This window comes from Ralstonia pickettii (assembly GCF_001699815.1).
Lineage (GTDB): Bacteria > Pseudomonadota > Gammaproteobacteria > Burkholderiales > Burkholderiaceae > Ralstonia > Ralstonia thomasii.
In genome coordinates, this window is the sequence record NZ_MCGB01000096.1 from 21,982 (window position 1) to 34,790 (window position 12,809).

Consider the following 12,809-nt stretch of genomic DNA (forward strand, 5'->3'; position numbering starts at 1 on the left):
CGGCTCTCTGGCCTTTTTCGCCGGGGGCTTGCCCCATCACCGCGTCCTAACTCAGGGCGCATCACCCTGATCGACCCTACATTTCGACATTAAACTCATAACTGATATTATTGTCAACTATGACGCAAGACACTATCATCCTCGAGGAGAACACCATTCCAGACCCCTATGCGGAACCTCACGAATCGCGTGGCAGAAGGCTGCCGCGAGCGGCGCGGCACCCGGCGCAAACAGGAAACACGGGCACGTCTGCTTCACGCGGCGCTGTTGCTGCTGTCTGAGCGGAACATTGAGCGCGTCGCCATCAACGAGATCACCGAAGCCGCCGATGTGGGCTTCGGTTCGTTCTATAACCACTTCGAATCGAAGGAAGGGCTCTTTGCCGCCGTGATCGACTGGGCGTTTGAGGACTTTGCTGACAAGCTGGATGCCATTGCGCATGGCCTGACCGATCCGGCCGAGGTCATCGCTATCGCGGTCCGTCACACGTTGCTGCGGGCGCAGCGCGAACCGGCCTGGGGCCGGCTGCTGATGCGCGAAGGCGTGTCTACACGCGCCCTGACGCGCGGCCTGGGCTTGCGCCTGCTACGCGACAGCAAGCGCGGGCTTGCCGCCAAGCGCTTTGTGGTGGCCGATCCGCTGACCAGCGTGCTTTCTGTGATTGGGACAGTGCTCGCCGGTGTTGCGGCCGAGCTGCACTTTACGGCGGCACCGGCGGTTCCCGGGCGCAGCCGTCAGGCGGCTGCGGTTCGCGTCGAGCATTTGGCCGAACGTGCGGCCGTCTTCGTACTCCAGGCACTGGGCGTCAAGCGTGCTGAAGCGGAAAGAATCGCGCAACTGCCGCTACCGGAAGTCAGGGACGGTAACGCGGCAGCCGCCATGTGAGCCCTCGCGCTGTCTGGCGAGGGCGCGCATCGATCAGGCGTGATAGAGCTCGCTCGCCAGATAGCGGTGGCGCAGTTCCCGTAGCGCGGCTGCAAGAACGGCGCTGGCAGGCAAAGCCAGCAGCACGCCAAAGAATCCGAACAGGTGACCGAACGCCAGCAACGCAAAGATCACGGCCAACGGGTGCAAGCCAATGCGCTCGCCAATCAAGCGCGGCGTGAGGAAGACGTTTTCTAGGATCTGGCCCAGGCCATACACCACAGCAACGGCGCCGATGCCGTAAAGATCGCCAAACTGAAGCACGGCGGCCAACACGGCAAGCGCAAGGCCCGCGGCAAATCCGACATAGGGAATGAACACCGCCAAGCCAGTAAACAACCCCAGCGGCAAGGCAATCTCGAAGCCGGCCAGCGTCAAGGCGATGGGGTAAAACGCGGCCAACACGACCATCACCAAAAGCTGCCCGCGCAGGTATTGCGACAGCATCCGATCAATGTCGATGACGAACGCCTGCGTCTTGGCAAGCCACCGACGGGGGACAAGGCTTTCCATACGCCGAAACATCTGGTGGCGGTCGTAAAGCAGATAGAACAGCACCAGCGGAACCAGCACCACGTTGCCCACGACGGTCAACATCGCGTTGCCGCTTGTGCGCAGGTATTGCCAGATGGCAATGGCGGAGTTGCCTTCACCACCATAGCGCGGTCTGGTCAGCAGATCGCGCAAATGTGGCAGATCCAGGTCGACGCCAAGCCCAAAAACGGCCAGCTTCGGCTGCAACCAGGCATTCAGCGTGGCAAGCAGCGCAGGAATTTTCGCCTGGAGTTGCGGACCTTCGGTCTGGACGACGGCGAACATCAGCGTAACGAGCAGCGCCGCCATCGCGGCAAAGCACAGGATCATCGCCAACGCGGCGATCCAGCGGGGCAATCCCCGACGCGCCAGCCACTCCACCCCCGGCTGCAACATGTAGGCGATCAGCGCGCCCAGCAGGAACGGGGTCAACACCGGCCGCAGTGCCCACATGAGGACACCGATTGCAAGCGCGACAAGGCCCCACAGCCAGGCCTGGCGGCGTATCAGAGCGGACACCAGTGTTCTCGATAGACGCGCGCTACCCTGGGGATGGACGTTGCACCGTTCGCAATGGGAAGCGGCGCTCACCCGAGAAGACGGAACCCGCAACTCATTTCTCCTCAAAGTACGCGACAGCGTGGTCAATAAATGCCCTGACTCTGGCGGGAACCATCGTTCGGCTCATGTAAGCGAGGCGCACCTCCGCTGCGGTATCCAGGATTTCATGATCGCCAAGCAATCGGACGAGGCGCCCTTCTCGCAGATCGTCTTCAAGCAGCGCCAATGGCAACAGCCCCATGCCGAGTCCGGCGAGTACGACTTCACGGTTGAATGCCGCGTTGTTCGAGGTGATTTCGTACCGTAGTGGAACCACGAGCGGCGCGCCGTCCGCGCGGAACGTCACGATGGGCTTATGCACGGAAGGCGGTACGGTGACGAAGACGTGATCAGACAGATCGACCGGGTGAGACGGGCGCACATGCGATTCCAAGTAGTTGGGTGCAGCGACGATTGCCAAAGGCAAGCGCTGCAGCATGCGAGTCACGGCCAAATCGGTTGCCAGCATGAAGGGCAATACCAAGCCGATGTCATAGCCCTCGGTCGCAAGGTCGACAACGCCCTCCGCCAACGTCACATCCACCATGAGGTTTGGATGCATCCGCTTGAAGGACGAGACCAGTGGGGCCAGCCACGCAGACGTTGCCGACGTATGGGCGACCAGCCGCAGTACGCCAACAGGTAAATGGCCTTGGCTGCGGGCATCAGATTCAAGGCAGTCCAGATCGTCGAGCACACGGCAGCATCCGTCATAAAACCTGTGCGCTGCGTCCGTCAGCGAGAACTGCTTTGTCGAGCGGTGGAACAGGCGCGCCCCAAGCCGCTGTTCCAGGGAAGTGATCGCTCTTGAAACGACGGCCGGCGATACCCCAAGCATCTGCCCCGCCCGTCTGAAGTTTCTGACCTCAACGATCGTACGAAAGAGCCGCAAGCTCTCGAAATGATCCATATGCACCTCGAACAAGGCTCGCAGATACGGCGCACGTTGACGCGGCAGCTAAAACCCATGCGCTATTGAACGCGCTCAACTCCATAGCAGCCGGCGTTCTCGACCCCGGTTCCATCGCGAGCATGCGTAATTTAGTCATATCTGATACTAATGTCAATTATGACATACGAAGCCAAAAAAGAGGTGACTGCTTCCCGAGGAGTGTATGGCCAGAAGGTGGATGAGATGAAGGCCGCTCTCCGCTCGCCGACTGCGACGAGGGGCCTATGCGGGCTGATAAAGGCTTGCCCCGCCTGGCCTCGACAGACTTGCCGCCCTCGTCTTAGGCACCCCGATTCTTCATAAACCAATGAGTTAGAACGCCCCTTCCCGACAGACTTTATTTTTACGGATCACGCGCCGTGCAATCGCTGATGCCGCGAGCCGAGACGTCGGTTATGCATCGCATTCCACGCAGGACCGATTCGCGTCAGGGCGCGCCAAGCATGTTGTGGGGAAAGTCCCGAATGGGTGGCCCTGCCGCGAGACCGCGCTAGCGCACCATCACCGCATTCCTGCCCGCGCGTTTTGCGTCGTAGAGGGCCATATCGGCTTGCATCAGTGCTTCAGATGTCGCGTCTGCGACCGGCGCGTGATCTGCGGACGGGGCGTAGGCAGCCACGCCAATGCTGACGGTCACGACACCGCGAACGGAGGGCGCAGGCAGGGCGGCCTGTTCGACCGCGCGACGCACCTGCTCGGCGATGACCTTGGCGCGTGAACGCTCAGTGTCTGCCAACAAAACGACAAACTCTTCGCCGCCATAGCGCGCCACCAAGTCGGTCGGGCGCTTTCCCGCAACGCGCGAGAGGATGTTGGCAACCTCGACAAGACATGCGTCGCCCCTGCCATGCCCGTATGTGTCGTTGATCTGCTTGAAATGGTCGATGTCGATCATGAGCACCGACAGCGGTTGCCCCGTACGCCGCGCGCGTTTCGATTCGGCCGCCCAGCATCTGTCGAATGCTTGACGATTGCCGACCTGCGTCAGACCGTCCAGCAACGACTGCCGCTCAAGCCTGTGATTCGCAGCCATCAGCGCCCGATATAGCCGTGTGAAATCCGCAATCAGCATCGACAGTACAACCGCCGAGGACACCACACTGAGCAGCCGTGCCGCGTACCATCCCAGCGTATAACGAGCGCCACCATGCAGGGTCAACAACGAGTCGGCCAAGCCGACAGCAAGCGCCACAGTGACCCAGACATCCACCGAGCGCCGGAGTCTGGTCAGCGCCAAATAGCCTGCAAGCGCAATGATGTTCGATCCGATCACGGGAACACCCAGGATGCGAACGAGGTTGACGTATGTCCCGCCCTGGATGAGCGGCGGTAAATAGTCGGTGCCCCAGATACAAATCGGCACCACGGCCGCTGCTGAAATCGGTCCCACCCACGGCAATGTTCGCAACGCCAGCGTGAGCAGAGGGCTCGAGCGTCCGCGTTCATGGCAATACCGGCTCAGCGCCGCGAGCAGCAGCAACAGGGGATATCCGGAATGCCAGAAGGTCCATAGCCACACCGCGGATTGAGGGCCGGCTCCGAGCAGACCGTCGGCACTGAATATGCCCGGGAACGTGGGCAATTGTGCAGCCGCCAGAAATGCCGCAAAAAAGTAGGCCCCGGCGAGCGCCCCATAAAAAGGCGTCTGGGCAAGGCGGGCACGCTGAAACAGCAAGTAGCCGGTCAGCCCTTCACTGAGGACGACCACCGTCAGGAACATGGGAAGAAACGGCCTGACCTCCGGCAACGCGCCTCGCGCATTACTGAAGACGATTACAGCCACGGCAACAATCATGGCGATGATCAGCGCGGCTGTGAGAATCTCGGTTCGCGAAGGCCGACCACTTTCCAGTTGTACTGCTTCAGTCATGTCGTGCTAACTCGGGGTGTCGATGTGAATAATCGACGCGACATGCGCAGTCTTTAGCCCGTGCGCTGCCTGGGTGATCTCCAGCTCATGTCCGGACCCGTCGTTCCCGGCCGGCGCTTGCGTTCCGGGGCGTTGGACGCCGCGCACTATCGCGCCGCCCATAGATGGAGATAAGACCCATCGGGGTCGTATTCGGAGGCCTGCTTGCGGACGTTGAACCGCCTGCCACCACGTGGGTCTGTGCCGCGCCCCGCGATATACAGCCAATTGCCCTGATTGCTGTACACGTCGTAGTCGACGAGTTGGGATTCGAACCACGCGGCACCGGCACGCCAGTCGCCTCCCAGCTCATGCACGAGGTAGCTGGCGACCACCTGTCTGAGCCTGTTGCTGAGGTAGCCGGTGGTATCCAGCTCGCGCATCGCGGCATCGACTAGCGGCTCGCCGGTCGATGCATGACGCCAGCGCTCGAAGCCCTGCGCATCTCGGCGCTCGGCGTGCTGCCGCACATCAGCGAGACCGCGCGCGCGGTACAGCCGAGACCCATGCTTGAGATGCAGAAAGCGGAAATAGTCTCGCCACAGCAGCTCGAACCATAGCCAGTAGCTCCCGTCGCTCTGCCCATGCGACTGCTCGAACTGCTGCAGCTCTGCCATCACACGTCGGGGCGACAACGCACCGGTGGCCAGCCACGGCGACCATTTGCTCGAGAAGTCCAGACCAGCCAAGGCGTTGCGCGTGCGCTTGTACGTGTGAGGCAACTTGCGCTGCAGGTATCTGGCCAGGTGCCGAAGCCCCGCCGTCTCCCCTCCATCAAACTCCGGCGTGCCGTACGGAAACGACGTGCGCGAATCCGCCGACAGCGTTTCGTTTGCAACGTGGGCCGGCGCGCGCAGCAGCCCGGGTGGAATGATGACGCCTGAGGGCCATGGCGGAAGGTGGGTTGGCGGTGGCAGAGGCGTCGAAGGTGCAATCCGCGCTTGTTCGAGCGCTTGCCTGAATGTTGTGAAAACAGCCGGCAGCGATTGAACCGGCCACGGCAGCGCAAGCGGATCGATCAGGCTACTCTGCCAGACGGTCTGCACGTGCAAACCCGCGCTTCGCACTTCGGCCACGTCTGCCTGCTCGTACGGCGCGGCGATGTCTTCGCAAAACACAGCGCTGGCGCCCACGGCATGCGCCAATGCGGGCAGAACCTTCCCAGGCGGCCCGTAGCACTCGACCAACCGGTTGCCAAGATCGACCAACTGGCGGCTCAGATCGCGGAGCGCCGCCGCAAGTACGGCCCGGCGGTGAACACCCACACGTGCGAAGCCCCACAGCGTTTGCGCTTCGTAGTCGGCATGGCAGTAGACCGGGACGAGGTGCGTGGCCCCGCTCTCGCACGCGGCACGCAGTGCCGGCTGGTCGTGCAGTCGCAGATCGCTGCGGAACCAGAACAACACGGTGCTCAACGCGCCTCTCCATGCTGTGCCCTGCCCTGCTTGCCTTGTCTGCGACAACGTTCCGAGCAGTACTTCACCGCATCCCAGTCCCGCGCCCACTTTTTGCGCCAGGTGAATGACAAGCCGCAGTGCATGCAGCGCTTGTCCGGCAGGTTCAGCTTCTTGTGCATCGGCGCATTCAAAAGTCGAGACTGAGTTGCGAATGCGCGGACGCATTCTCACGTGGGTTGCTGACACGGTCACGGCGCAAGCGCGAAGCGTGCCTCTTTACGATGGCCTCGTTGGCGACGTGAACTTCCGGCCGCGCACGCAACGCATGGACGCGCATCTTGGCCTGCCGCGTTGCTGCCACAAGGTCGACCAGCGGAACGGGGATGTCTTCGCCCACCCGCACACCGCAGCGCGCCTGCACATCGGGCGGCATGCGCCAAGGCTGCAAGAGCCAAGCATCGGGCACGCGGCGCAGGGCCGGCAGCCAGCGCCTGACAAACCGGCCATGCGGGTCCTGGTCCTGCGCCTGCTTGATCGGGTTGTAGACGCGCGTGGTGTTAATGCCGGTGGTGCCGGCTTGCATCTGCATCTGGCTCCAGTGAATTCCCGGCTCGTAATCGATGAACTGCCGGGCCAGCCAAACGCCCACCGGCCGCCAATGCAGCCATAGCGGGTAGGAAGCCACGGAGACAAGCATGGCCCGCATGCGAAAGTTGATCCATCCGGTCTCTCTCAGCATGGCAACACAGGCGTCCACCATCGGCCAGCCGGTGCGCCCGGCGACCAGGGCGGCAAAGTGGGTTGCGTTCCATGCGTCTTCGCGCAGGCCGTCGTAGCCGCGGTGCAGATTGCGGAACTCGATGGCGGGTTCGGATTCCAGCTTCTGGATGAAGTGGCAATGCCAATGCAGGCGGCTGACAAACGCAGCCAGCCCCTTACGCTGCCACACCGCATCCTCGTCTGTGCTGGCCCTGAGCTGGAGCACGCGTTGCTCGGTGGCCTGTACCACTTCGCGCATGCCGAGGCATCCGTATGCCAGGTAAGGAGACAGACGTGAGCAGGCGCTCGGCGCCGTCAAAGGCGAAGAGATGCCGCCCCGATAGTTCCGGCTTCGCTCGAACAGGAAATCGCGCAGCACTTCGCTGCCGCGCGCGCGTCCACCGCGCTGGCGGCGAGGTGGGGCATGTGTATCCAAGCCGAGGGCCTCGCACCCAGGCCAGTCCATCGCCGGCCATGGCAGCATGACATCGCTAAGGGCGCCCACCCCGGGCGCAGGCACGCAGGGCGCGTACATATGTTCCGCCCAGCGGTCGTGCCAGACGTCTCGCATCGGCAAGCGCCGCACCACGCCGTGCTGGGGCCACTCGCGCCAGGTTACGCCGTGATCTAGGCACCAGCGTGCGACGGCCTTGTCGCGCGCGAACGTATGACCGTTGCCGGTTTCCTCGTGAGACACCAGGTGACTGAAGGCCGCGGCCGCATGCAGCCGCCCGAATACCTCCGTCACTTCGCCCACGGCGACTTGCAACCGTGCGCCGCATGCACGCAGTTGCTGCGCAAGATCGTGCAGGCATTCCTGGATAAAGAGATAGTGCTGGGATGCGGCGTCCGGCTGCGCCCACAGGCTTGGCTCGATGACGTACAAACACAAGACTTTTCCCCGGCGCGCGGCGTGGACCAGCGGGGCGTGGTCGTGCACCCGCAGGTCGCGCTTGAACCAGACGATGGTGTAGCTCATTGATCTTCAGCGGCTTGCAGCGCGGCTTGATCGCGTCGCCTGAGTATAAGGACGCCGGGTCCCGCAATGAACGACCCACCGCGCTGGCCGAGCACGAATTTCCAACGCATTACCAATTCAAATCGCCCCGCCACGTCGTTGAAAAACGTTTCGTGATCTGGCGAGGCGAAGCTCCAAATTACGCTCAGGCGTTGGCCACAAAGCGCGCCACATCTGAAAGCACAGGCCCGAGAAACTGCAGCGGCGAGGCCAGTGCGGCCACGAGTGTTTTATGGTCCAGGCGCGGGTAGACCTTGAGTTCCACGGGGTGCCGATACTCGGTCAGGCGTTCGGCGAGTGAAAGCGTATTTCGCCGGACATCCACATATGCATCGTGCTCGCCGGTGAGCAGCAACGCCGGGGGCAACCAATCCTGGCGCACGTGGAACAACGGCTGGCTATCCGCTGTTTCATTCGGATGGTTGAACACGGGCCGCACGTCGGCCGCTTGAATCGGCAGGAAGTTGTAAGGACCGGCCATGCCGATCCAGCCCGACAGCGTTTCAATGCGCAAACCCTGCATCGCCAACCAGCGGCTGTCGGTTGCCAGCATCGCGGCGTTGTAGGCGCCTGCGCTGTGCCCGGCAACGAACAAGCGCGCGTCGGCATAGCCCTGCCGATCCAGCCACCGTCGGGCAAAGGCCGTGGCGGCGGCACAGTCAAGCAGGAAGTCCGGGTAGCGCACCTCGGGATACAGCCTGTAGTCAGCAACCATTGCGATCGACCCAGCCGCGGCCAACGCTTCGCCAACGAACGCGTAATCCTTGCGGTCGCCCTCTCGCCACGATCCGCCGTAGAAGAAAACAACCGCCCGGGGCGGCCCTTCCATCGGGCGAACCGGCCGGTAGACGTCCAGCCTTTGCCGCGGATGTGCGCCGTAGGGCAGGCCAAGCGCCGGCACACTTGCGTCGGACGTAGACACAGCGTTGAGAACATCCAGGGCCGAACACCCTGCCAGGCTCGCCAACGCGGTTCCCATCCATGCTCGACGGGTCACGCCACGCATCGGCATCCTCCATGCGGCACCAAAGCCGGGCGAACGCGCAGATGGCGGTCAGTGCCGCCCATGCTCGATGGGATACGGATCAAGTGGAAGCGCATACAGTTTCAGGTCAAGGCAAGACGTTCGACCGTATACGCGCGTTTTCGGGGGTTGGATGCGCTGTCCTGAATGGATCGGCCAACGGCATGATCCATCGGCATGTGGCGGTGCCACACGGTAGACCGCCCTGACCGAGACGGCCCGTGCCGGCGTATCGCACGACCAGGTAAGAAGAACACGTCATACATCGACCTCGCCGCCTCCATCGGCGTATCACCTTCATGGCCCTGCAATCCGTATGGACCCGTTTTTCTTCCGCTCGATATCGACGACAATAGCGGCTGTGCCGGTGCGTTGGTCCCGATGACCGCGCCGGCATCCAACCATTGAACGGGAAAAACGCCATGCGCGACATCATTGACGGTTTCCTGCGCTTTCAGCGCGACATCTATCCGCAACGGGTAGAGCTTTTCAAACAACTTGCGACATCACAGAACCCCAAGGCGCTGTTCGTGACCTGCTCGGACAGCCGCGTCGTTCCAGAACTGCTGACACAACGCGAACCCGGTGAGCTGTTTGTCATCCGCAACGCGGGCAACATCGTGCCATCGTATGGCCCGGAGCCGGGCGGCGTTTCGGCCACAGTCGAATATGCCGTTGCGGTGCTGGGCGTGCAGGACATCGTGATCTGCGGCCACTCCGACTGCGGTGCGATGGGCGCCATCTCGCGCTGCACCTGTCTTGACCACCTGCCGGCCGTGGCCAACTGGCTGCGCCACTCAGACGCCGCCAAGGTCATCAACGCAGCGCATACGTTCGACTCGCCCCGAGCCAAGCTGGACGGCCTCGTTCGTGAAAACGTGATCGCACAGCTTGCCAACCTGCGCACGCACCCGTCGGTTGCGCTCGCCCTCGAGCAAGGCCGCATGAACCTGCATGGCTGGGTGTATGACATCGAGAGAGGCAGCATCGACGCGCTGGATGGATCGACGCGCCGCTTTGTGCCGCTTGCGGAATCCCCCACCACGGTGGCGGTCACGTCACGCAGCCAGCGGCAAGGCTGACGAGCACTGCCGGGGCCTTCGGGCACCGGTCGCTCCCGGCCACGCGGCGGGTGTAGTTCCCCCCGCCGCTCAATATCAATCTGCGGGTTACCGGGTAACGGGATGCTTATCCTGCACCAGCAGACCCGCCAGCGCCTCCTCCAGGTTCGGAAAGCGGAAGCGATAGCCGGCCTCCAAGGCCCGCCGCGGTTGCAGACGCTGACTGCCCAGCAGCAACACTGACATTTCGCCCAGCGCCATTCGCAATACCCAGGCAGGAACCGACAGGAACATCGGCCTGCGCAGGGTCGCCGCCAGCGTGCTGGCAAAGTCTGCGTTTCTGACGAGGTCCGGTGCGCACGCATTGAAGGCGCCCCAGCAATCGGCGTGGTGCAAAAGGAAATCGATCAGACCGACCACGTCGTCAAGATGAATCCACGGCATCCATTGACGCCCATTGCCGAGCCGACCGCCAAGCCCCATGCTGAATGGCAGACGCAGCCTGGGCAACATGCCGCCGTCGCTTGCAAACACGGGCGCGGTGCGCAGTAACACGACACGCATGCCGAGCGCCTCGGCACGGCGCGCTTCCTCCTCCCACGCGACGCAGAGTTGACTGCCAAAGTCGTCCTTGCCAGCGCGGCTGTCTTCATCCAGGGGCTCCTGCCCCCGATCGCCATACCAGCCGGTGGCAGATCCGGAAACAAGCACGCGAGGGGGCTGCTTGCAACGGCCGAGCCAGTCCACGAGTTCACGGGTCAGATCGACCCGGCTGCGCCACAGAATTCTTCGTCGCGGCGCACTCCACGGGCGATCGGCAATCGGCGCGCCCGCCAGATTGATGACCGCATCCAATGGCGCAGCACCGTCCAGCTCTCGCAGCGTTGCAATGCCGCGCGCACCGGCACACAGCCGCGCGACGCGTTCAGGCGTACGGCTCCAGACAACCAGATCGTGCCCCTGCGCCTGCCAGTGGCGGCACAGTGCCCGCCCGATCAATCCGGTGCCTCCAGTCAGCAGGATGCGCACGATGGAACGACCTCCTTATTGCGGTTCAACGCAGTCATAACGCCTCGAGACTTGCGCGCACTTCTTCGGCGCGCTTGCGCAGGGCGTCGCGCTCTTCGGGTTCCATCTTGGCGAGTTGTCGATACACCATCGACAGCCGCGGGTTACGGCCGAACACTTCACTGTGGCGCGCAAAGAAATCCCAGTACAACGCGTTGTATGGGCATGCGCGCTCACCGACACGCTGCTTGCTGTCGTAGTGGCAGCCCTTGCAGTAATCGCTCATGCGGGAAAGATAAGCGGCACTGCTGACATACGGCTTGGTGGCAATGCGGCCGCCGTCTGCCCATTGGCTCATGCCCACCGTATTCGGCAGCTCCACCCATTCGAATGCGTCGATGTACACGCCGAGGTACCAGCGGTGCACCTCGTCGGGTGCGATTCCCGCCAGCAAGGCGAAGTTGCCGATCACCATGAGGCGTTGAATGTGATGGGCATGGGCCGTTTGCAACGATTGGCCGATGGCGAGTTGCAGGCAGCGCATCTGCGTCTTTCCGCTCCAGAACCAGGATGGCAGCGGCGCATTGTGATTCAGCACGTTGCACGAAGCGTATCCGGGCATCTGCGCCCAGTAGATGCCGCGTACATATTCGCGCCAGCCCAGAATCTGGCGGATAAACCCCTCCACGGCAGGCAATGGCGCCCTGCCATGCCGATACGCTGCCTCGGCGCGATCGATCACCTCGCGCGGATTCAGCATCTTCACGTTGAGGGAAAAGGACAGCAACGAGTGGAACAACCGCTGGTGGCTGCTGCTCATGGCGTCTTCAAAATCGCCAAAGTGCGGCAGCACCTGCTCGACAAATGCGTCCAGGCAGGCCAGCGCCTCGGTGCGGTTCAGAGGCCACCGGAATGCCCCGGCCTGCGGGTTGCCGAACGACTTCACACCGCTGCGCTCAACGGTTTCCCACAACGCCCGGTGGTCATGCACAGGACGCGCGTCGGCAGGCTCGGGGGGCGAGCCGCGCCAAGGCTTGCGGTTGTCATGATCGAAATTCCACTGCCCACTTTCCGGCGCCCCCGTGCCGTCGAGCAGCACGCCAAAACGACGTCGCATCTCGCGATAAAACCGCTCCATCAGCCACTGCTTGCGGCCTTCAAACATGGCAGCCAGCTCATGCCTGCCCGTCAGGAAGTGTTCGGTATCGACTTCGCTCGTCGACAGCGACTGCGCTTCGCCCCAACGACGCAACTGTTCATCCAGGCGCCACTCGTCCGGAGATTGCCATTCGACCCGCTCGGCGCCGTAGTGCCTGGCGAGCGCCGCGAGATTCTCGGTCACGGACTGGCGGTTGCTTTCATCGTCGATCGCCACATACCGCACGCGGTGACCCGCCGCCCGAAGACCGCGTGCAAAGTCGCGCATGGCTGCAAAGATGGCGAGGATCTTTTGCGCGTGGTGCAGCACGTAATCGGTTTCTTGCCGCACCTCCATCAGCACGTAGACCACGTCCGCGTCCGCGTCCGCAAACCATGAATGCTGCGGGTTGAGCTGATCGCCCAGCACCAGCCGAAGAATCTTGGCGCTCTGGTTCATGTCATTGTTCGGTGGCACATGGCGCC

The 12,809-nt window shown here is 62.8% G+C and carries 11 protein-coding genes; 2 read left to right on the forward strand and 9 right to left on the reverse strand.

Features of this window, described 5'->3' with window-relative positions; genetic code table 11:
* The first annotated feature begins 168 nt into the window (after positions 1 to 168).
* Complete coding sequence (locus tag BEK68_RS20250; protein WP_024541871.1) at positions 169 to 885, forward strand: TetR/AcrR family transcriptional regulator; 717 nt, start codon at positions 169 to 171, stop codon at positions 883 to 885.
* Positions 886 to 918: 33 nt separating this feature from the next.
* On the opposite strand, the gene BEK68_RS20255 is transcribed toward BEK68_RS20250, so the two are convergent.
* The 7 genes from BEK68_RS20255 to BEK68_RS20280 form a co-directional block, all read right to left on the reverse strand.
* On the reverse strand, positions 919 to 1,911 hold the full coding sequence (locus tag BEK68_RS20255) for an AI-2E family transporter (protein WP_024541870.1): 993 nt from the start codon (positions 1,909 to 1,911) through the stop codon (positions 919 to 921).
* A gap of 160 nt (positions 1,912 to 2,071) precedes the next feature.
* On the reverse strand, positions 2,072 to 2,968 hold the full coding sequence (locus tag BEK68_RS20260; RefSeq protein ID WP_024541869.1) for a LysR family transcriptional regulator: 897 nt from the start codon (positions 2,966 to 2,968) through the stop codon (positions 2,072 to 2,074).
* 532 nt (positions 2,969 to 3,500) lie between these two features.
* On the reverse strand, positions 3,501 to 4,880 hold the full coding sequence (locus tag BEK68_RS20265; protein ID WP_024974137.1) for a sensor domain-containing diguanylate cyclase: 1,380 nt from the start codon (positions 4,878 to 4,880) through the stop codon (positions 3,501 to 3,503).
* A gap of 146 nt (positions 4,881 to 5,026) precedes the next feature.
* Positions 5,027 to 6,334 carry a DASH family cryptochrome gene (locus tag BEK68_RS20270; RefSeq protein ID WP_024541867.1) on the reverse strand — a complete coding sequence of 436 codons (1,308 nt, stop codon included), beginning with the start codon at positions 6,332 to 6,334 and terminating at the stop codon, positions 5,027 to 5,029.
* Positions 6,331 to 6,495: a DUF2256 domain-containing protein gene (locus tag BEK68_RS25845; RefSeq protein ID WP_170816401.1), complete on the reverse strand. Its 165-nt coding sequence runs from the start codon at positions 6,493 to 6,495 to the stop codon at positions 6,331 to 6,333. Before BEK68_RS25845 ends, BEK68_RS20270 begins: the two co-directional genes overlap by 4 nt.
* An 8-nt stretch (positions 6,496 to 6,503) precedes the next feature.
* Entirely contained in the window at positions 6,504 to 8,054 is a 1,551-nt protein-coding gene (locus BEK68_RS20275; protein WP_024541866.1) for a cryptochrome/deoxyribodipyrimidine photo-lyase family protein, read from the reverse strand.
* Between the two features lie 184 nt (positions 8,055 to 8,238).
* Complete coding sequence (locus BEK68_RS20280; RefSeq protein WP_024541865.1) at positions 8,239 to 9,099, reverse strand: alpha/beta hydrolase; 861 nt, start codon at positions 9,097 to 9,099, stop codon at positions 8,239 to 8,241.
* Between the two features lie 440 nt (positions 9,100 to 9,539).
* On the opposite strand from BEK68_RS20280, the gene BEK68_RS20285 reads away from it, so the two are divergent.
* Positions 9,540 to 10,199: a carbonic anhydrase gene (locus BEK68_RS20285; protein ID WP_004634952.1), complete on the forward strand. Its 660-nt coding sequence runs from the start codon at positions 9,540 to 9,542 to the stop codon at positions 10,197 to 10,199.
* Between the two features lie 87 nt (positions 10,200 to 10,286).
* Here BEK68_RS20285 and BEK68_RS20290 read toward each other — a convergent pair whose 3' ends face one another.
* Both BEK68_RS20290 and BEK68_RS20295 read right to left on the reverse strand, forming a co-directional pair.
* On the reverse strand, positions 10,287 to 11,207 hold the full coding sequence (locus BEK68_RS20290; protein ID WP_024541863.1) for a TIGR01777 family oxidoreductase: 921 nt from the start codon (positions 11,205 to 11,207) through the stop codon (positions 10,287 to 10,289).
* Between the two features lie 34 nt (positions 11,208 to 11,241).
* Entirely contained in the window at positions 11,242 to 12,783 is a 1,542-nt protein-coding gene (locus BEK68_RS20295; protein WP_024541862.1) for a cryptochrome/photolyase family protein, read from the reverse strand.
* Positions 12,784 to 12,809: the final 26 nt, after the last annotated feature.

Coding starts and splice junctions, on each gene's coding strand:
- BEK68_RS20250 (WP_024541871.1), top strand. CDS start 169: ATGCGGAACCTCACGAATCGCGTGGCAGAAGGCTGCCGCGAGCGGCGC.
- BEK68_RS20255 (WP_024541870.1), bottom strand. CDS start 1,911: ATGTGGGCACTGCGGCCGGTGTTGACCCCGTTCCTGCTGGGCGCGCTG.
- BEK68_RS20260 (WP_024541869.1), bottom strand. CDS start 2,968: ATGGATCATTTCGAGAGCTTGCGGCTCTTTCGTACGATCGTTGAGGTC.
- BEK68_RS20265 (WP_024974137.1), bottom strand. CDS start 4,880: ATGACTGAAGCAGTACAACTGGAAAGTGGTCGGCCTTCGCGAACCGAG.
- BEK68_RS25845 (WP_170816401.1), bottom strand. CDS start 6,495: ATGCACAAGAAGCTGAACCTGCCGGACAAGCGCTGCATGCACTGCGGC.
- BEK68_RS20275 (WP_024541866.1), bottom strand. CDS start 8,054: ATGAGCTACACCATCGTCTGGTTCAAGCGCGACCTGCGGGTGCACGAC.
- BEK68_RS20280 (WP_024541865.1), bottom strand. CDS start 9,099: ATGCGTGGCGTGACCCGTCGAGCATGGATGGGAACCGCGTTGGCGAGC.
- BEK68_RS20285 (WP_004634952.1), top strand. CDS start 9,540: ATGCGCGACATCATTGACGGTTTCCTGCGCTTTCAGCGCGACATCTAT.
- BEK68_RS20295 (WP_024541862.1), bottom strand. CDS start 12,783: ATGAACCAGAGCGCCAAGATTCTTCGGCTGGTGCTGGGCGATCAGCTC.